The sequence below is a fragment of the Pseudomonas putida genome (genome assembly GCF_009883635.2).
GTDB lineage: Bacteria > Pseudomonadota > Gammaproteobacteria > Pseudomonadales > Pseudomonadaceae > Aquipseudomonas > Aquipseudomonas putida_W.
Genome location: NZ_CP026115.2, coordinates 1,576,917 through 1,594,843 on the forward strand (window position 1 = coordinate 1,576,917; position 17,927 = coordinate 1,594,843).

Annotated in this window: 20 protein-coding genes; all 20 read right to left on the minus strand. The window is 63.0% G+C overall.

Translation table 11 applies throughout. The features are described from left to right. Positions 1 to 30: 30 nt before the first annotated feature. The 20 genes from C2H86_RS07265 to cysE all read right to left on the minus strand — a co-directional run bounded on the left by C2H86_RS07265 (position 31) and on the right by cysE (position 17,927). Positions 31 to 822 carry an amidohydrolase gene (locus C2H86_RS07265; protein WP_159412025.1) on the minus strand — a complete coding sequence of 264 codons (792 nt, stop codon included), beginning with the start codon at positions 820 to 822 and terminating at the stop codon, positions 31 to 33. Next, positions 810 to 1,958: a pyridoxal phosphate-dependent aminotransferase gene (locus C2H86_RS07270; protein WP_159412026.1), complete on the minus strand. Its 1,149-nt coding sequence runs from the start codon at positions 1,956 to 1,958 to the stop codon at positions 810 to 812. Before C2H86_RS07270 ends, C2H86_RS07265 begins: the two co-directional genes overlap by 13 nt. Before the next feature lie 150 nt (positions 1,959 to 2,108). Continuing rightward, positions 2,109 to 3,572 (minus strand): ribosome biogenesis GTPase Der, encoded by a 1,464-nt coding sequence (gene der / locus C2H86_RS07275; RefSeq protein WP_110637516.1) that lies wholly within the window; start codon positions 3,570 to 3,572, stop codon positions 2,109 to 2,111. A 117-nt stretch (positions 3,573 to 3,689) separates the two neighbouring features. Further along, entirely contained in the window at positions 3,690 to 4,832 is a 1,143-nt protein-coding gene (gene bamB, locus C2H86_RS07280; protein ID WP_159412027.1) for an outer membrane protein assembly factor BamB, read from the minus strand. Next, positions 4,833 to 5,471: a tetratricopeptide repeat protein gene (locus C2H86_RS07285; RefSeq protein WP_159412028.1), complete on the minus strand. Its 639-nt coding sequence runs from the start codon at positions 5,469 to 5,471 to the stop codon at positions 4,833 to 4,835. A 39-nt stretch (positions 5,472 to 5,510) separates the two neighbouring features. Further along, the gene (gene hisS / locus C2H86_RS07290; RefSeq protein WP_159412029.1) at positions 5,511 to 6,800 is read right to left on the minus strand and encodes a histidine--tRNA ligase; all 1,290 of its coding nucleotides are present in this window, start codon (positions 6,798 to 6,800) and stop codon (positions 5,511 to 5,513) included. Positions 6,801 to 6,824: 24 nt separating this feature from the next. Next, on the minus strand, positions 6,825 to 7,934 hold the full coding sequence (gene ispG / locus C2H86_RS07295; protein ID WP_027920273.1) for a flavodoxin-dependent (E)-4-hydroxy-3-methylbut-2-enyl-diphosphate synthase: 1,110 nt from the start codon (positions 7,932 to 7,934) through the stop codon (positions 6,825 to 6,827). A gap of 3 nt (positions 7,935 to 7,937) precedes the next feature. Further along, positions 7,938 to 8,963 (minus strand): RodZ domain-containing protein, encoded by a 1,026-nt coding sequence (locus C2H86_RS07300; protein WP_159412030.1) that lies wholly within the window; start codon positions 8,961 to 8,963, stop codon positions 7,938 to 7,940. Further along, complete coding sequence (pilW, locus tag C2H86_RS07305; protein WP_159412031.1) at positions 8,960 to 9,721, minus strand: type IV pilus biogenesis/stability protein PilW; 762 nt, start codon at positions 9,719 to 9,721, stop codon at positions 8,960 to 8,962. Before pilW ends, C2H86_RS07300 begins: the two co-directional genes overlap by 4 nt. Positions 9,722 to 9,734: 13 nt before the next feature. Further along, positions 9,735 to 10,880, minus strand: a complete 1,146-nt coding sequence (rlmN, locus tag C2H86_RS07310; protein WP_054887568.1) for a 23S rRNA (adenine(2503)-C(2))-methyltransferase RlmN — start codon at positions 10,878 to 10,880, stop codon at positions 9,735 to 9,737. Positions 10,881 to 10,908: 28 nt separating this feature from the next. Beyond that, positions 10,909 to 11,334, minus strand: a complete 426-nt coding sequence (ndk, locus tag C2H86_RS07315; RefSeq protein ID WP_023533373.1) for a nucleoside-diphosphate kinase — start codon at positions 11,332 to 11,334, stop codon at positions 10,909 to 10,911. 89 nt (positions 11,335 to 11,423) lie between these two features. Then, positions 11,424 to 11,624: a Fe-S cluster assembly protein IscX gene (gene iscX, locus C2H86_RS07320; protein WP_027920277.1), complete on the minus strand. Its 201-nt coding sequence runs from the start codon at positions 11,622 to 11,624 to the stop codon at positions 11,424 to 11,426. Between the two features lie 10 nt (positions 11,625 to 11,634). Continuing rightward, positions 11,635 to 11,976: an ISC system 2Fe-2S type ferredoxin gene (gene fdx, locus C2H86_RS07325; protein WP_027920278.1), complete on the minus strand. Its 342-nt coding sequence runs from the start codon at positions 11,974 to 11,976 to the stop codon at positions 11,635 to 11,637. Between the two features lie 3 nt (positions 11,977 to 11,979). Beyond that, positions 11,980 to 13,842: a Fe-S protein assembly chaperone HscA gene (gene hscA, locus C2H86_RS07330; protein ID WP_159412032.1), complete on the minus strand. Its 1,863-nt coding sequence runs from the start codon at positions 13,840 to 13,842 to the stop codon at positions 11,980 to 11,982. A gap of 42 nt (positions 13,843 to 13,884) precedes the next feature. After that, positions 13,885 to 14,406, minus strand: a complete 522-nt coding sequence (gene hscB / locus C2H86_RS07335; protein WP_027920280.1) for a co-chaperone HscB — start codon at positions 14,404 to 14,406, stop codon at positions 13,885 to 13,887. Positions 14,407 to 14,414: 8 nt separating this feature from the next. Beyond that, positions 14,415 to 14,738 (minus strand): iron-sulfur cluster assembly protein IscA, encoded by a 324-nt coding sequence (gene iscA, locus C2H86_RS07340; protein WP_023630636.1) that lies wholly within the window; start codon positions 14,736 to 14,738, stop codon positions 14,415 to 14,417. Positions 14,739 to 14,773: 35 nt separating this feature from the next. After that, entirely contained in the window at positions 14,774 to 15,160 is a 387-nt protein-coding gene (gene iscU / locus C2H86_RS07345; RefSeq protein WP_007929523.1) for a Fe-S cluster assembly scaffold IscU, read from the minus strand. Positions 15,161 to 15,206: 46 nt separating this feature from the next. Beyond that, positions 15,207 to 16,421: an IscS subfamily cysteine desulfurase gene (locus C2H86_RS07350; RefSeq protein ID WP_103445623.1), complete on the minus strand. Its 1,215-nt coding sequence runs from the start codon at positions 16,419 to 16,421 to the stop codon at positions 15,207 to 15,209. Positions 16,422 to 16,467: 46 nt separating this feature from the next. Then, positions 16,468 to 16,959 (minus strand): Fe-S cluster assembly transcriptional regulator IscR, encoded by a 492-nt coding sequence (gene iscR / locus C2H86_RS07355; protein WP_054887562.1) that lies wholly within the window; start codon positions 16,957 to 16,959, stop codon positions 16,468 to 16,470. A 179-nt stretch (positions 16,960 to 17,138) separates the two neighbouring features. After that, positions 17,139 to 17,927, minus strand: coding sequence for a serine O-acetyltransferase (gene cysE, locus C2H86_RS07360; protein ID WP_159412033.1), 789 nt, complete (start codon positions 17,925 to 17,927; stop codon positions 17,139 to 17,141).

Below are 17,927 nucleotides of genomic sequence, written 5' to 3' on the forward strand. Positions count from 1 at the left end.
GGCATGCCCGCGAAGAGGCCGGTACAGGCTTCAGTGCAGCTCGAAGGTATCGGCATCCAGGTTGGCCGGGAACTTGGTGCGGTACGCAGCCAGCTCCGCCGCGCTCAACACCGCGGTGAAAACCCCGTCCGCCTCCCCTGCACTGAGCAGGCTTTCACCCTGGAAGTCCAGCACCTGGCTGTCCCCTGAGTAGGCAAAGCCCTTGCCGTCCGTCCCCACCCGGTTCACCGCCGCCACGTAGCACAAGTTCTCGATACCCCGCGCCGGCAACAGGCGGTTCCAGTGCTGGCGGCGCGCCGCCGGCCAGTTGGCGGTATACAGCAGCAGGTCGGTGTCCTGGGCGTCGCAGCTCCACACCGGGAAGCGCAGGTCGTAGCAGATCAGCGGGCGCACCCGCCAACCCTTGACCTCGAACTGCACCTGGCGCTCACCCGGGGTGTAGTGCTTGTGCTCGCCCGCCATGCGGAACAGGTGACGCTTGTCGTAATGCAGGATCTCGCCGTCAGGCCGCGCCCACAGCAAGCGGTTACGGTGGCTGCCGTCAGCGGCCTGGATGATCACGCTGCCGGTAATCACCGCGTCGATGCGCTTGGCCTGGGCCTTGAGCCATTTGTAGGTCGGGCCGTTCTCGGGCTCGCAGAGGGTTTCCGACTGCATGGAAAAACCCGTGGTGAACATCTCTGGCAGAACCACCAGGTCGCTACCGCGCGCCTGCTCCAGCAGCACCTCGAAATGCGCGTAGTTGGCCTCACGGTCATGCCAGGCCAGGGTGGTCTGGACCAGGGCGACTTTCAGGTTGGGCAGTGCACTCAGATCGCGCATAGTTTTTCCGCTGCCTGACGCAGCGTCTCCTCACGTTTGGCAAAGCACAGGCGCACCAGGCGTTGCTCGGGGATGGGTTGCTGGTAGAACACCGACACTGGAATGGTCGCTACGCCATGCTCACGGGTGAGCCAAAGGGCCATGTCGACATCGTTCAGGTCCGGGCGGATCTGCGAGTAGTCCACCAGTTGGAAATAGGTGCCCGCGGTGCGGGTAAAGCTGAAGCGCGAGCCTTCGAGCAGGTCGCAGAACAGGTCGCGCTTGGCCTGGTAGAAGGCCGGCAGCTCATCGATGTGCTCTGGGTGCTCGGCCATGAAATCGGCCAATGCACATTGCAGCGGCGTCACGCCACAGAAGTTGACGTACTGATGCACCTTGCGCAGTTCGGCGCTCAAGGCCGGCGGTGCGATCACGTAGCCGGTTTTCCAGCCGGTGACGTGGTAGGTCTTGCCAAACGAGCTGATGACGAACGCCCGCGAGTACAGCTGCTCGTGGGCCAGCACGCTGGCATGGCGCACGCCGTCGTAGACCAGGTGTTCGTAGACTTCGTCGCTGATCAGGTAGATATCGCGATCGGCGATAAGCCGGGCCAGCTGGTCGAGGTCTTCACGGCTGATCAGCGCGCCGCTGGGGTTATGCGGCGAGTTGAGAATGACCATGCGCGTGCTTGGGCTCAAGGCATCGCTGAACTTCTGCCAGTCGATGCGGAAGTCGCCGTCGCTCAGTTGCACATGCACACAGCGCCCGCCCGCCAGTTCCACGGAGGGCTCGTAGCTGTCGTAGCAGGGATCGAAGACGATCACCTCGTCACCGGCGTGGATCACTGCCTGGATGGCGCAGAATATCGCCTCCGTCGCGCCCGGGGTGATGGTCACCTCCTGATCGGCATCCACCTGTGCGCCATACAACCGCGCGACCTTGGCCGCTACTTGCTGGCGCAGGGCTGGCAGGCCGGTCATCGGCGAGTACTGGTTATGCCCGGCGGCCACGTGCCGGCCGACTGCATCGAGCAGCGCCTGCGGGCCGTTGAAGTCGGGGAAACCCTGGGACAGGTTGAGCGCGCCGGTCTGAACGGCGAGCTGGGACATGGTGGTGAAGATGGTCGTGCCGACATTCGGCAGTTTGCTGCGGATCATGGAGCCCTCTTTCCTGGGGTGTATCCGGCACGGGGGTGGAGTCCGAGCATAGCGGATCGAGCGGTCAGGAAAAAGGTTGAAACAATAGGGGATTGCGCTGAATCAAAGTGCCCCTTCGCGGGCGAGCCCGCGAAGAAGCAGAAGCTGGAATCAGCGCTTGTCGCGACGCTTCTTCTCGGCCTTCTTGTGGTGCGACATCAGGCGGCGTTTCTTGTTGACCTGGCGATCGGTGAGGGTGTTCTTCTTGCCCTCGTACGGGTTTTCACCGCCCTTGTACTCGATGCGGATCGGCGTACCGACCAGCTTCAGCACACGGCGGTAGGTGTTTTCCAGGTAACGCGAGTAGGACTTCGGAATCTTCTCGGTCTGGTTGCCGTGGATCACGATCAGCGGCGGGTTGGCGCCACCGAGGTGGGCATAGCGCAGCTTGATGCGGCGACCGTTGACCAGCGGTGGCTGGTGCTCGCTCACGGCATCTTCGAGGATCTGCGTCAGGCGGCTGGTCGGCCAGCGGGTGACCGCCGACTTGAACGCAGCCTGTACCGACTTGTACAGGTGGCCGACGCCAGTGCCGTGCAGGGCCGAGATGAAGTGGATGTCGGCGAAGTCGACGAAGAACAGCCGGCGCTCCAGCTCGGTCTTCACGTAGTCGCGCTCGCCCGACTCCATGCCATCCCACTTGTTCAGGGCGATGACGATGGCGCGGCCGGCTTCCAGGGCGAAGCCCAGCAGGTTGAGGTCATGGTCGACCACACCTTCGCGGGCATCCATGACGAAGATCACCACGTTGGCGTCCTTGATCGCCTGCAGGGTCTTCACCACCGAGAACTTTTCGACTTCCTCGTGGATCTTGCCGCGCTTGCGCACACCGGCGGTGTCGATGAACGTGTACTTCTCATCATCCCGCTCGAACGGGATGTAGATACTGTCGCGGGTAGTGCCCGGCTGGTCGTATACCACCACACGCTCTTCGCCGAGCATGCGGTTGACCAGGGTCGACTTGCCCACGTTCGGGCGGCCGATGATGGCGATCTTGATGCCATCTTTCTCGCTCGGGCCGGGGATGCGAACCGCTTCCTCGCCTTCGGCGACTTCCTGGTCCAGAGCTTCTTCCTCGGCGTCACGAGGAATATGGCCGAGTACGCTTTCCATCAGCGCATTGATGCCACGGCCCTGGGAGCCGGCCACCGGAATGGCGTTGCCCATGCCCAGCGGCGAGAACTCGGCGCGGGCGACATCGGCGTCAATGTTGTCGATCTTGTTGGCCACCAGGATGGCCGACTTGTTGCGCTTGCGCAGGTGCTCGGCAATCATCTGGTCGGCGGCGGTCATGCCGGCGCGGGCGTCGACCAGGAACAGCACGTAGTCGGCTTCTTCGATGGCCATGAGCGACTGCTCGGCCATCTTCTCGTCCATGCCCACTTCGTCACCAGTGATACCACCGGTGTCGATGAGGATGAAGGAACGACCCTGCCAGGTGGCATCACCGTATTGACGGTCACGGGTCAGGCCCGACAAGTCACCGACGATGGCATCGCGGGTCTTGGTCAGGCGGTTGAACATGGTGGATTTGCCGACGTTCGGGCGGCCCACCAGGGCGATTACGGGAACCATGCGGCTCTCCACTCTTGAATTCTTGAAAATGCAAAGGCCGCTGCAAGGCAGCGGCCGGAGTTCGGGCGGCGTGTCCTACGCCGCAGCCTGAAGCCCGCCAAGGCTTCAAGCATAGCTTCAGCGGATGGTCAGTGCCTCGAGCTTGCCGCTGTTGCCGAAGACGTAGATGGTGTCGCCGACCACGAGTGGGCGGGCGCGCAGGCCATCGCTGTCGATACGCTCACGGCCGACGAAGCGGCCATCGACCTGGCTCAGCAGGTGCAGGTAACCCTCGAAGTCCCCCACAGCTACGTAGCTGGAGAAAACTTCTGGCGCACTCAGCTGACGGCGGGCCATCGAATCGTTGGTCCACAGCGCGCTGGAAGAGCGCTCGTCGACACTTTCAACGGTACCGGTGGCTTCGCTGACATAGACGTTGCCGTAGCCCTGGGCGACACCCACGTAGCTGGAGGCATCGCGCTGCCAGAGCACGCGGCCGCTTTCCAGGTCCAGGCCCGCTACGCGGCCCTGGTAGGTGCTGACGTACAGGGTACCACCGGACAGCAGCAGGCCGCCGTCGATGTCGACCACGCGGTCCAGCTCGGAACGGCCCTGCGGGATCGCCACGCGGCTCTCCCACACTGGCACGCCGTTGTTGATGTCCACCGCTACCACCTTGCCGGTGGACAGGCCGGCGACGGCCAGACGGTTGGTGGCGATTGGCGCGCCCGTACCACGCAGGGTCAGCACGGCCGGGGTGCTTTCATAGATCCAGCGACGGTCGCCGGTAGCGGCGTCCAGGCCGATCAGGCGATCATCCTGGGTCTGCACGACGACGACGTCACCATTGTTGGCTGGCGGAGCCAGCACTTCACTGGTAACACGCGAACGCCAGCGTTCTTCACCAGTGCTGGAGTCCAGGGCGATGACTTCACCCTTGAGTGTGCCGAGCATGACCAGGCCGTAGCCCACGCCGACTGCGCCGGATACCGGCAGCTCGAGGTCTTTCTTCCACACCACGTCACCGGTGATGCGGTCGAGGGCGAAGACTTCGCCGTTGACGTCGGAGGCGTAGATACGGTCGTTCTCGATCGCCGGAACCAGGGTGTTGTAGGTTTCACCCTGGCCGTCACCGATCGAACGGCTCCACTGCTTCTTCAGCACCACTTCTTCGGTGAACTTGGTCAGTTCGGCCGGTGGCAGTTCCTTCTTGCTGTTGCTGCTGCAACCTGCGGCCAGCACGGCCAGGGTCAGCACTGCTGCTTGTTTCCAACCGATCACTTACGCGTCCCCTTTGGCCAGGTCATCCAGCTTCAGTTGCAGGCCACCGACCGCTGCTTCATCAGACAGCGCGGCCTTGGCTTTTTCGTAGGCATTGTGGGCATCGTCGCCGCGACCCAGTTGCACCAGCAGGTCACCCTTCAGTTCTTCGCGGCTGGCCAGGAAGGCCTTGTCAGCGTCACCGTCGAGCAGCTTGAGAGCCTCTTCGGCTTTGTTCTGGGCGGCGAGCACGCGCGCCAGGCGCTGGCGCGAGATTTCGCCCAGGGTGACGTCGGCCGGCTTGTCGAGCACGCTTTTCAGCTCGGCAGCGGCGTCGTCGAGCTTGCCGCTCTCGACCGCGACCTTGGCCACGAACAGGCTGCCGTACTGGGCGTACGCCGTACCGCCGAACTCGCTCTTGAGCTTGCCGGCCAGTTCCGCAACCTTGGTCGCGTCTGGCTGGCCATTTGGCGTCAGGCTGGTCTCAAGCAAAGCCTGATACAGCTGCGAGGCACCTTGCGACTGGTTGTTCTGGTACTTGTGCCAGGTATTCCAGCCCAACACCACCACGCCAGCCAGCAGGGCACCGGTCAGCAGCGGCTTGCCGTTGCGGTTCCACCAGTCCTTGACCCCTGCCAGTTCATCATCGGTACTCGACACCCCAATACTCCTTTTCGCCTATTCGCTTGTTGAACCGCGTTACGCCTTAGCGATCGCGGTTTCCAGGTGCTCAGCCAGAGCATCCCAGGCAATGTTCTGTTGTTCGCCCTGACCACGCAGGGGCTTCAAGCCGATTTCTTGCTTGGCCAGTTCGTCGTCGCCGAGGATCAGGGCGAACAGTGCGCCGCTCTTGTCGGCTTTCTTGAACTGGCTCTTGAAGCTGCCACCCCCGGCGTTGACCGCCAGGCGCAGGCCCGGCAAGCGATCGCGCAGGCCTTCGGACAGGCGCAGGCCAGCCAGTTCCGCCTGCTCGCCGAAGGCGCACAGGTAGACGTCGATGGTGCGGTTGATCGACTCGGGGACCTTGCCGAGGGTTTCCAGCAGCAGGATCAGGCGCTCGATGCCCATGGCGAAACCAACGCCCGTGGTCGGCTTGCCGCCCATCTGCTCGACCAGGCCGTCGTAACGGCCACCGGCACAGACGGTGCCCTGGGCGCCGAGCTTGTCGGTGACCCACTCGAACACGGTCTTGCTGTAGTAGTCCAGGCCGCGTACCAGCTTGGTGTTGATCACGAACGGGATGCCAGCGGCATCGAGACGTGCCTTGAGGCCCTCGAAGTGCACGCGGGAATCGTCGTCCAGGTAGTCTTCCAGCTTCGGCGCGCCGACCAGCACCGCCTGGGTGCCCTGATCCTTGCTGTCGAGGATGCGCAGCGGGTTGCTCTTGAGGCGGCGCTGGCTGTCTTCGTCGAGCTGCTCCAGGCGCGCCGAGAGGAACTCGACCAGCGCGTCACGGTAGCGGGCACGGGCTTCACTGGTACCCAGGCTGTTGAGCTCCAGCTTGACCGCGTCCTGGATACCCAGCAGGCCCCACAGGCGCCAGGTCAGCATGATCAGCTCGGCGTCGATATCTGGACCGTCCAGGTTGAACACTTCCACACCGATCTGGTGGAACTGGCGATAGCGGCCCTTCTGTGGGCGCTCGTGACGGAACATCTGGCCGATGTACCAGAGCTTCTGCACCTGGCCGTTGCCGGTAATGCCATGCTCCAGCACAGCGCGCACGCAGGCTGCAGTGCCTTCGGGGCGCAGGGTGAGCGAATCGCCGTTGCGGTCCTCGAAGGTGTACATCTCTTTTTCGACGATGTCGGTCACTTCACCGATGGAGCGCTTGAACAGCTCGGTGAACTCGACGATCGGCGTGCGGATCTGGCTGTACCCGTAGGTGTCCAGCAGGCCGGCAACGGTGCCTTCGAAGTAGCGCCAGAGCGGCGACTGCTCTGGCAGGATGTCGTTCATGCCACGGATGGCTTGCAGCGATTTGCTCACGAAAAGTCCTTACGAATCTGTGTGTCAGCTGCGGGCGATCAGCGCCGCGTCAGCCTCGACCTTTTCGGCCGCTTTCTGGCGGATGAGCTTCTCCAGCTCATCGACCAGGTTGTCATTGGTCAGCTTCTGCGCCGGCTTGCCGTCGATGTAGACCAGGTTCGGCGTACCACCGGTCAGCCCCACGTGGGATTCCTTGGCTTCGCCAGGGCCGTTGACCACGCAACCGATCACCGCCACGTCCAGCGGCACCAGCAGGTCTTCCAGGCGCCCTTCCAGCTCGTTCATGGTCTTGACCACATCGAAGTTCTGCCGCGAGCAGCTCGGGCAGGCGATGAAGTTGATGCCACGCGAACGCAGGTGCAGCGACTTGAGGATGTCGTAGCCGACCTTCACTTCCTCGACCGGGTCGGCCGCCAGCGAGATACGGATGGTATCGCCGATGCCTTCGGCCAGCAGCATACCGAGGCCGACGGCGGATTTCACCGTCCCCGAGCGCAGGCCACCGGCTTCGGTGATCCCTAGGTGCAGCGGCTGGATGATCTGCTTGGCCAGCAGGCGGTAGGCTTCCACCGCCATGAACACGTCGGAGGCCTTGACGCTGACCTTGAAGTCCTGGAAGTCCAGGCGGTCGAGGTGCTCGACGTGACGCAGGGCCGACTCGACCAGCGCGGCCGGGGTCGGCTCGCCGTACTTCTTCTGCAGGTCCTTTTCCAGGGAGCCGGCGTTGACGCCGATGCGGATCGGGATACCGCGGTCGCGGGCAGCGTCGACCACCGCGCGCACACGGTCTTCACGGCCGATGTTGCCCGGGTTGATACGCAGACAATCGACGCCAAGCTCGGCCACGCGCAGGGCGATCTTGTAGTCGAAATGGATATCGGCAACCAGCGGCACGCTGACCAGCTGCTTGATCTTGCCGAACGCCTCGGCGGCGTCCATGTCCGGTACCGAGACGCGGACGATGTCGACGCCGGCATCGACCAGGCGCTGGATTTGCGCCACGGTGGCCATGACATCGTTGGTGTCGGTGTTGGTCATGCTTTGCACCGCGATGGGGGCATCACCACCCACCGGCACATTGCCGACCCAGATTTTGCGGGATTCGCGACGTTTGATCGGAGATTCGCCGTGCATGACTTACTGTCCCAACTTCAGGCGAGCAGTCTCGCCACTGGTGAACGGGGCAACATCGACGGCCTGGCCGTTGTAGCTGACCTGGGCGCCACGGGCAAAGCCCAGGCGGACCGCGAACGGCGGCTTGCCGGTCAGCTCGAGGTTGTCCCCCTTGCGCTTGATGGCGCTGAACAGCACCTTGCCGTTGCCATCGGACACCTGGGTCCAGCAATCGGCGGTGAACTGGATTGCAACCTTGGCACTGCCGGCCGGCACGGCCGCAGGGGCGACAGGCTCGGCGGCAGCGACAGCCGGCACGCTGGCAACAGGCGCTACTGGCGCTACTGGAGCCGCAGGGGCCGGGGCTGGTGCGACAGCATGGGCCGGTGCCTGCTGAACCGGAGCGGGAACGGCTGCTGGAGCAGGTGCCGTAGTGGCCGGAGCGGCTTCACTGGTAGTTTCAGCTGTGGCTTCGGCAGAGGCCTGTTCCAGCGGCAGCGGTGCGCTCTCAGGTTGCTGGCCCGCCGTCACGGCTTGGTCTTCAGGCTCGTCCAGCGGGTGAATCTGGGTGGTGCCGTCAGCACTTTCGACTTCCACGTGCTCCAGCGCCATCTTGGCCAGGTCCTTGCCTTTCATGCTGCCCTGGTCCTGCCACCAGATGAAGCTGCCACCGACCACCGCGACCAGCAGCAACAAGGTGACACCGCGCATGATGTTGTGCGACAGGCGCACCGGCTCTTCGATACGCCCCAGGGAATGCACTTCACTGCCCTTGGCGTGGGTGCCGGTGTACTGGTCGAAGGCCTCGACCAGCGGTGCCTGGTCCATGTCCATCAATTTGGCATAGGCGCGGATGTAACCACGGGCGAAGGTATGCCCAGGCAGCTTGTCGAAGGCGCCGGTTTCCAAGTGGTTCAGCGAACTTACGGTGAGGTTGAGCTTGCGAGCCACCTCGGCTTGCGACCACTCCCGTTTCTCGCGGGCCTGGCGCAACAGGTCACCGGGGTTCTGGCCAGTCGCTGCTGCTACTTCGGGATGCGCGGCTTTCATCGTTGCTCCGACAGGTATTGCTGATATTCCGGCGTACCGGGATAAAGTCGTTGTAATTGCTGGCCCAGATCGGCCAGGGTGCCCTGCTCGTCGAACACCCGGGCAAGGCGGCTGCCCAGCAGAAGGCTACGGGCGCTGTGATCGCTCAACTGGCTGAAACGATCGTAGTAATCCCGGGCCGGCACATAATGCCTGTTTTCGTAGGACAACTCAGCCATTTCCAGCAACGCTCTGGGCTGGCGTCGATTGAGTTGCAGGGCCTTGGTCAGATACGCGTGTGCCTGGACGCGATCGTCGAGCTCCAGGGCAGTCAGGCCAAGGTTCTCGTACACCCGCGAACGTTCAGGATACAGGGTATCGGCACTGGCCAGGCGAAACATCTGCTCGGCTTCGGCAAAACGTTGCTGAGCATATAGGAAACTGCCGTAGTTGTTGCGAATTCGCGTGTCGTCCGAGCGGGCGGCCAGCGCTTTTTCAAAGTGCGCCTGGGCAAGTGCTGGCTCGCCTTCGGCCTGGAACACCAGGGCCAGGGCCGCGTGAGCATCGGCATCCCCGGCATTCAGCGCAAGGGCCTTGCCCAAGGGTGCCTTGGCCTGCTGGGTCAAACCTTGTTGCAAATAACCCAGGCCAAGCTGTGTGTAGGCCCGCCCTGCCTCCGTCCGCCCCTGGCGGTTGGCCAGGGGATCGCTCGCGCCGCCCGACACGCAGCCGGCCAGCAGCAAAAGCGCAAGGATCGACAGCGCGGCGCGCAGGCTCATGGCAAGGCCGGACTCAGTGACGCACGGCGCTGTCTTGCAGCTCGGCGTCAGCGGACAGCTGGCGTACCGCAATGTAGCGCTCGCTGCGGCGGGTACGGTCGTTGACCTGGCCGACCAGCTGACCACAGGCGGCGTCGATGTCGTCGCCACGGGTGGTACGGGTGGTGACGTTGAAACCACCGTGGTGCAGCAGGTCCTGGAAGCGGCGGATCGCGTTGTTGCTCGGCCGCTCGTAGCCCGAATGCGGGAACGGGTTGAACGGGATCAGGTTGATCTTGCACGGTACGTCGCGCAGCAGCTCGATCATCTGTGCCGCATGCTCAGGCTGGTCGTTGACATCCTTGAGCAGGGTGTACTCGATGGTCAGCACGCGCTTGCCGCCCAGGGTCGACATATAGCCCATGCACGATTCCAGCAGCATCTTCAGCGGGTACTTCTTGTTGATCGGTACCAGCTGGTTGCGCAGTTCGTCGTTCGGCGCATGCAGCGAGAGCGCCAGGGACACGTCGATGTGCTTGGCCAGTTCGTCGATCATCGGCACCACGCCCGAGGTGGACAGGGTCACGCGACGCTTGGAAATGCCATAGCCCAGGTCATCCATCATGATGTGCATGGCGGCGATGACGTTGTCGAAGTTCAGCAGGGGCTCGCCCATGCCCATCATGACCACGTTGGTAATCGCGCGGTCGATCTTGGCCGGGACGGTCCCGAAGGATTTGTTCGCAAGCCACACCTGGCCGATCACTTCAGCGGCGGTGAGGTTGCTGTTGAAGCCTTGCTTGCCGGTGGAGCAGAAACTGCAGTCCAGGGCGCAGCCGGCTTGCGACGAAACGCAGAGGGTACCGCGGTCGTCGGTGGGGATGTAGACGGTCTCGACGCAGCTGCCGGAGGCAACGCGGATCACCCACTTGCGGGTGCCGTCGGCGGAAATGTCTTCACTGACCACTTCCGGAGGGCGAATCTCGGCAACGGCCTCGAGCTTCTCGCGCAAGACCTTGCCAACGTTGGTCATGGCCGCAAAGTCGGACACGCCAAAATGGTGAATCCATTTCATCACCTGACCGGCACGGAAGCGCTTCTCCCCTATCGAGTCGAAGAACTTTTCCATTTCCGGCTGGGTCAGCCCCAACAGGTTGATTTTGCCAGTAGATGTCGTCATGGATTCACCTTCACCCGTAAGCTTTCGCTTAGCGAGTGGTTACCTCGGTAGCAGCGAAGAAGTAAGCGATTTCGCGAGCAGCAGCAGCTTCGGAGTCCGAACCGTGAACGGCGTTGGCGTCGATCGACTCGGCGAAGTCAGCACGGATGGTGCCGGCAGCAGCTTCTTTAGGGTTGGTAGCGCCCATCAGCTCACGGTTCTTGGCAATGGCGTTTTCGCCTTCCAGAACCTGAACAACGACCGGGCCGGAAGTCATGAAGGCAACCAGGTCACCGAAGAAGCCGCGCTCGCTGTGCTCGGCGTAGAAGCCTTCAGCTTCGGCTTTGGACAGTTGCTTGATTTTCGAGGCAACGATTTTCAGGCCAGCTTCTTCGAAGCGGGTAGTGATCTTGCCGATAACGTTTTTGGCAACGGCGTCAGGCTTGATGATCGAGAAAGTACGTTGAACAGCCATGGAAAACTCCAGAATATGAGTGTTACGAAAAATTAAACCCGCGAATTATACGCGGGTTCCAGGGGATTGCCTAACCTGCAGCGTCACGCTTAGTCGGCTTCTTCAATCCAGGCCGCCTGGATGGCCTCGAGGACTTTCTCACCGCCACGTGACGGATCGTCGCTGAACTCTGGCAAGGCCAGCACCCAACGGTGCAGATCGACGAAATTCACATATTTAGGATCGACGTCCGGCTTGCTTTCCGCAAGCTGGATGGCGATCTCAAGTACATCAATCCATTTCAAGCTCATGGGGCAAACCTCAGTGCGGCGCTTCGGCAGCGTGGTTGAGCGTATATTTGGGCAGCTCGATGGTGAGGTCATCCTCACCAACGATCACCTGGCAGGCCAGGCGCGACTGCGCCTCCAGGCCCCAGGCCTTATCCAGCATATCCTCTTCCAGCTCGTCGGCTTCCTCGAGCGAGTCGAAGCCTTCGCGCACGATGCAGTGGCAGGTGGTGCAGGCGCACACACCGCCGCACGCGCTTTCCATCTCGATGTGGTGCTCGTGGGCCAGCTCCAGGATGTTGGTCCCTGGCTCCACCTCAACCACCAGCCCATCCGGGCAGAACTTCTCGTGCGGCAGGAAAATCACCTGGGGCATCGGTTACTCCTCGATCTCATTCAGGTTGCGCCCGGCCAGTGCGGCTTTGACCGTCGAATCAAGGCGACGGGCGGCAAATGCATCGGTCACCTGCGACAGACGCTTGGTCTGTTGCTCGATGGCCGCGCCATCGGTGCCGCTGAGCAAATCACGTAATTCTTGCATCTGGTACTCGATGGCGACCCGCTCGTCTTCGCTGAGCAGGCGCTCGCCGTCGGCATCCAGGGCGCCCTGCACCGCTTCGAGCAGACGTTCGCCGTCGACCTGGTGCTCGCGCAGCTGGCGCGCCTGCTTGTCGGAGCCGGCGTGCTCGAAGGAGTCCTTGAGCATGCGGGCGATCTCGCCGTCGGTCAGGCCGTAGGATGGTTTGACCTGGATGCTGGCTTCCACGCCCGAACCCAGTTCACGGGCCGCAACGCTGAGCAGGCCGTCGGCATCGACCTGGAAGGTCACGCGAATCTTGGCAGCGCCGGCAACCATGGCCGGAATGCCGCGCAGTTCGAAGCGCGCCAGGGAGCGGCAGTCGCTGATCAGCTCGCGCTCACCCTGCAGGACGTGGATCATCATGGCCGACTGGCCATCTTTGTAGGTGGTGAATTCCTGGGCGCGGGCCACCGGAATGGTGGTGTTGCGCGGGATCACCTTCTCCATCAGCCCGCCCATGGTCTCAAGACCCAGGGACAGCGGGATGACGTCGAGCAGAAGCAGTTCGCCACCTTCGCGGCGGTTGCCGGCCAAGGTGTCGGCCTGGATGGCGGCACCGATGGCCACCACCTGATCCGGGTCGATCGAGGTCAGCGGGGTGCGACCAAACAGCGCGCCCACCGCTTCGCGCACACGCGGCACGCGGGTCGAACCACCAACCATCACCACTGCGCCCACTTCTTCCAGCTCGACGCCGCTGTCGCGCACGGCGCGGCGGCAGGCTTTCAGGCTGCGGGCAACCAGTGGCTCGATCATCGCTTCGAAGGCGGTGCGGCTCAGCTCGCCAGACCAGCCGCCGTGGCTGACACTGACAGTATCAGCGTCGGTCAGGGCTTCCTTGGCAGCGCAGGCGGCCTGCAGCAGCTGGCGCTGGGTAGCCGGGTCGAGATCGGCGGACAGGCCGGCCTGTTCGATGATCCAGCCGGCAATGGCATGATCGAAATCGTCGCCGCCCAGGGCGGTATCGCCACCGGTAGCCAGCACTTCGAACACACCGGCGGTCAGGCGCAGGATGGAAATATCGAAGGTACCGCCACCCAGGTCATAGATGGCCACCAGGCCTTCGGCGTTCTGGTCCAGGCCATAGGCCACGGCAGCGGCGGTTGGTTCGTTGAGCAGGCGCAGCACATTCAGACCGGCCAGACGCGCGGCATCCTTGGTGGCCTGGCGCTGGGCGTCGTCGAAATAGGCCGGTACGGTAATGACCGCACCCACCAGCTCGCCACCCAGGGTGGCTTCGGCACGCTCACGCAGCACCTTGAGGATGTCGGCGGACACTTCCACCGGGCTTTTCGGCCCCTGGACGGTGTCGATGAACGGCATGTGCGACTCGCCGCCGATAAAGCGGTAAGGCAGCTGCTCACCGAGCTGCTTGACGTCCGCCAGGCCACGACCCATCAGGCGCTTGACCGACAGCACGGTGTTCAGCGGGTCGCTGGATGCTGCTTCACGTGCGGCCAAGCCGACTTCGTTGCGGCCAGCCAGGTAACGCACCGCCGACGGCAGAATGACGTTGCCCTGCGCATCGGGCAGGGGCTCGCTGCGACCGCTGCGCACGGCAGCGACCAGAGAATTGGTGGTACCCAGGTCGATCCCCACCGCCAGGCGACGCTGGTGCGGCTGAGGACTTTGACCGGGTTCGGCGATCTGCAGTAGGGCCATGCTTATCTGAATACCTTAGGCGTCATCACGGGCGACACCGGGTTAATCGTCGAGGCGCTCTTCCAGTTGGCGCACTTCTTGGGCGAGCTTGTCGAGGAACTGCATGCGGCGCATCAGGCGCTCGGCCTTGTCGCGCTCGGCAGGCACATCCCAGCAGGCGGCGAAATCCTCGTTGAGCGTGTCCTGAGCGGCCTTCAGGCGCTTCTTGAACACGGCCACGCCATCAAGGTCAGCTTCGTCCTGCAGCTCTTCGAGCTCTTCGCGCCACTGCATCTGCTGCAACAGGAAATCAGGGTCATGGACCGTGACTTCCTGGGGCACTTCGTGGCCACCGATAGCCAGCAAGTAGCGGGCACGGCGTGGCGCACTGCGCAGGGTCTGGTAGGCGTCGTTGAGAGCCGCGGACTTTTCCAGCGCTACCCGCTGCTCGCGTTCGGAGGCGTCGGCGAAGCGGTCCGGATGAACCTCGCGGGCCAGCTCGCGATAGCGAGTGGCCAGTTTGTCGAGGTCCAGGCGGAAGCAGGGCTGGAGGTCAAACAGAGCGAAATGACAAGGAGTACCCACGGCCAGCCTCAAACGTTGAAGCTTTCGCCGCAGCCACACTCACCGCGCACGTTGGGGTTGTTGAACTTGAAGCCCTCGTTCAACCCTTCCTTGACGAAGTCCAGCTCGGTGCCATCGAGGTATACCAGGCTCTTGGGATCGATGATCACCTTGACGCCATGGTTCTCGAACACCTGGTCCTCTGCGGCCAGCTCGTCGACGAACTCCAGCACGTAGGCCAGGCCCGAGCAGCCGGTGGTGCGCACGCCCAGGCGAATGCCCTCACCCTTGCCGCGCCCGTCGAGGGAGCGGCGAATGTGGTTGGCGGCGGCTTCTGTCATGCTGATAGCCATCGGAACTCCTTGAGTCTTACCTTGCAACGGGCGGCTTAGATCAAGCCTTTCTTCTGCTTGTAATCGCGAACGGCTGCCTTGATGGCATCTTCGGCGAGTACCGAGCAGTGGATCTTCACTGGCGGCAACGCCAGTTCTTCCGCCAGCTGGGTGTTCTTGATGGTTTCGGCTTCGTCCAGGGTCTTGCCCTTCATCCACTCGGTGGCGAGGGAGCTGGAAGCGATGGCCGAACCGCAGCCGTAAGTCTTGAACTTGGCGTCTTCGATGATGCCTTGCTCGTTGACCTTGATCTGCAGGCGCATCACGTCACCGCACGCTGGAGCGCCGACCATGCCGGTACCGACATCCGGGTCCTCGGCGTTCATCTTGCCGACGTTGCGTGGGTTTTCGTAGTGGTCGATGACCTTTTCACTGTATGCCATGGTGCAATTCCTTCCTCATCAGGGAGCCGCTCTTGCCGGCGACTGCTTAGTGGGCGGCCCACTCGATCTTGGAGATGTCAACGCCGTCTTTGTACATGTCCCACAGCGGCGACAGCTCACGCAGTTTGTTGACGGCCATGCAGACTTGCTGCGCGGCGTAGTCGACTTCTTCTTCGGTGGTGAAGCGGCCGAAGGAGAAGCGGATCGAGCTGTGCGCCAGCTCGTCGTTGCGGCCCAGAGCGCGCAGTACATACGACGGCTCGAGCGAAGCGGAGGTACAGGCCGAACCGGACGATACGGCGATGTCCTTCAGGGACATCAGCAGCGACTCGCCTTCGACGTAGTTGAAGCTCAGGTTCAGGTTGTGCGGTACGCGAGCAGTCTTGCTGCCGTTGACGTACAGCTCTTCGAGGTCCGAGACCTGCTTGAAGAAGCGGTCGCTCAGGGCCTTGATGCGCACGTTTTCGGCGGCCATTTCCTGCTTGGCGATGGCGAAGGCTTCGCCCATGCCGACAATCTGGTGAGTCGGCAGGGTGCCCGAACGCATGCCGCGCTCATGGCCACCGCCGTGAATGATGGCCTCCAGGCGCACGCGCGGCTTGCGGCTGACGTACAGCGCGCCGATACCTTTAGGGCCGTAAACCTTGTGCGCCGAGAACGACATCAGGTCGACCTTCAGCTTCTGAACGTCGATTTCGACCTTGCCGGCCGACTGGGCGGCGTCGACGTGGAACAGCACGCCGCGCGAACGGGTCAGTTCACCGATGGCGGCGATGTCGTTGATCGAGCCGACTTCGTTGTTCACGTGCATCAGCGAGACCAGGATGGTGTCGTCGCGCAGGGCAGCTTCGACCATGGCCGGGGTGACGATGCCGTCTTCGCCGGGCTCCAGGTAGGTGACTTCGAAACCTTCACGCTCGAGCTGGCGAGCGGTATCCAGGACCGCCTTGTGCTCGATCTTGGAGGTGATGATGTGCTTGCCCTTGGTCTGATAGAAGTGCGCCACGCCTTTCAGGGCGAGGTTGTCGGACTCGGTGGCACCGCTGGTCCAGACGATTTCGCGCGGGTCGGCGTTGATCAGGTCGGCAACCTGGCGGCGGCCGTTCTCGACCGCTTCCTCGGCCTTCCAGCCGAACACGTGGGAGCGCGAGGCCGGGTTACCGAAGTTGCCGTCGACCAGCAGGCAGTCGGCCATCTTCTGGGCGACACGAGGGTCGACCGGCGTGGTAGCGGAGTAATCGAGGTAGATCGGCAACTTCATGGGTATCTCCTATCAGGCGGTGGCGTCGCTCGTCACTATTAAAAGGTCAGTCGACGGCGGACGTCTCAATCTTGTCCAGCAAGGCGGTACGGCCTGCGACACGCCGCAGGTCCTGGCGCTGGGCGACTTCCTGCACCTCACGGCGCATGACGAGGTCGGCCAGGCTGATGCCGCTGAGGAATTCGTGGATCTGCTGGCTGAGGTCGCACCACAGGTGGTGGGTCAGGCAGGTGTCACCGGCATGGCAATCCCCGAGGCCCTGGCAACGGGTGGCATCGACCGACTCGTTGACCGCGTCGATGACCTGGGCCACCTGGATGGTTTCCATGCCGCGCGACAGCTGGTAGCCACCGCCCGGACCGCGCACACTGGAGACCAGGCTGCTGCGGCGCAGCTTGGCGAACAGCTGTTCCAGATAAGAAAGGGAAATGCCCTGGCGCTCGGAAATGTCGGCCAAAGACACCGGCCCATGCTGCGCGTGCAATGCCAGGTCGAGCATGGCAGTGACGGCGTATCGGCCTTTGGTAGTCAGTCGCATGGCTAATGGGTACCACGGGAGTTACGGAATGTGTGCGAGTATGCGATTCCCGAGCATTTAAGTCAACTATTAGACCTACTGCTTTAGTCGGATTTGCATCTGGGAGGCGGGCGCGAGTGTAGCAGCAATGGGACGTGAGCACACGCCCCATATGTCAGAGTGACTTCACTGCGGCGCAATCAATGCGACTGAGTGTCGCGCTGAGCCGCCTGGGTTTCGATCGCAAAATCATCTTCCGGCAGTTTCGGCAGTTCCTTGGCACAGTAGTCACTGCCCATCTTGGTCAGCGCGCCACACATGCCCTCCAGGCGCTCGTCGACGGCCTGCAGGTGGTCGAGCATCTGGCCGATGGCACGGGCTACCGGGTCCGGCATGTCGCCGCTGACACCGTAGGCATCGAAACCGATCTTCTCGGCCATGGCCTTGCGCTTGGCCTCGAGCTCGGTGTCTTCGCTGTTCTTGACGATGATCCGCCCCGGGATGCCGACGGCAGTGGCGCCGGCTGGCACCGCCTTGGTCACCACTGCATTGGAACCGATCTTGGCCCCGGCACCGACGGTGAACGGGCCCAGCACCTTGGCGCCCGCCCCTACCACCACACCGTTTTCCAGGGTCGGGTGGCGCTTGCCCTTGTTCCAGCTGGTACCGCCCAGGGTCACGCCCTGGTAGAGGGTGACATCGTCGCCGATCTCGGCGGTTTCGCCGATGACGATACCCATGCCATGGTCGATGAAGAAGCGCCGACCAATGGTCGCACCGGGATGGATCTCGATACCGGTCAGCCAGCGACCGAAGTTCGACACCAGGCGGGCCAGCCACTTGAAATCGCGCTTCCACAGGGCGTTGCCCAGGCGATGCAGCCAGATAGCGTGCATGCCGGGGTAGCAGGTCAGCACCTCAAAGGCATTGCGCGCCGCCGGGTCGCGATGGAAAACGCTCTGGATATCTTCACGCAGACGCTCGAACAT

What these genes read in the sequence shown, in the direction of transcription:
- ispG (WP_027920273.1), bottom strand. Translation starts at nt 7,934, where the DNA reads ATGCACGGCGAATCTCCGATCAAACGTCGCGAATCCCGCAAAATCTGG.
- C2H86_RS07350 (WP_103445623.1), bottom strand. Translation starts at nt 16,421, where the DNA reads ATGAAGTTGCCGATCTACCTCGATTACTCCGCTACCACGCCGGTCGAC.
- der (WP_110637516.1), bottom strand. Translation starts at nt 3,572, where the DNA reads ATGGTTCCCGTAATCGCCCTGGTGGGCCGCCCGAACGTCGGCAAATCC.
- iscU (WP_007929523.1), bottom strand. Translation starts at nt 15,160, where the DNA reads ATGGCATACAGTGAAAAGGTCATCGACCACTACGAAAACCCACGCAAC.
- hscA (WP_159412032.1), bottom strand. Translation starts at nt 13,842, where the DNA reads ATGGCCCTACTGCAGATCGCCGAACCCGGTCAAAGTCCTCAGCCGCAC.
- iscA (WP_023630636.1), bottom strand. Translation starts at nt 14,738, where the DNA reads ATGGCTATCAGCATGACAGAAGCCGCCGCCAACCACATTCGCCGCTCC.
- fdx (WP_027920278.1), bottom strand. Translation starts at nt 11,976, where the DNA reads ATGCCCCAGGTGATTTTCCTGCCGCACGAGAAGTTCTGCCCGGATGGG.
- cysE (WP_159412033.1), bottom strand. Translation starts at nt 17,927, where the DNA reads ATGTTCGAGCGTCTGCGTGAAGATATCCAGAGCGTTTTCCATCGCGAC.
- rlmN (WP_054887568.1), bottom strand. Translation starts at nt 10,880, where the DNA reads ATGACGACATCTACTGGCAAAATCAACCTGTTGGGGCTGACCCAGCCG.
- C2H86_RS07300 (WP_159412030.1), bottom strand. Translation starts at nt 8,963, where the DNA reads ATGAAAGCCGCGCATCCCGAAGTAGCAGCAGCGACTGGCCAGAACCCC.
- ndk (WP_023533373.1), bottom strand. Translation starts at nt 11,334, where the DNA reads ATGGCTGTTCAACGTACTTTCTCGATCATCAAGCCTGACGCCGTTGCC.
- pilW (WP_159412031.1), bottom strand. Translation starts at nt 9,721, where the DNA reads ATGAGCCTGCGCGCCGCGCTGTCGATCCTTGCGCTTTTGCTGCTGGCC.
- C2H86_RS07270 (WP_159412026.1), bottom strand. Translation starts at nt 1,958, where the DNA reads ATGATCCGCAGCAAACTGCCGAATGTCGGCACGACCATCTTCACCACC.
- iscR (WP_054887562.1), bottom strand. Translation starts at nt 16,959, where the DNA reads ATGCGACTGACTACCAAAGGCCGATACGCCGTCACTGCCATGCTCGAC.
- iscX (WP_027920277.1), bottom strand. Translation starts at nt 11,624, where the DNA reads ATGAGCTTGAAATGGATTGATGTACTTGAGATCGCCATCCAGCTTGCG.
- C2H86_RS07265 (WP_159412025.1), bottom strand. Translation starts at nt 822, where the DNA reads ATGCGCGATCTGAGTGCACTGCCCAACCTGAAAGTCGCCCTGGTCCAG.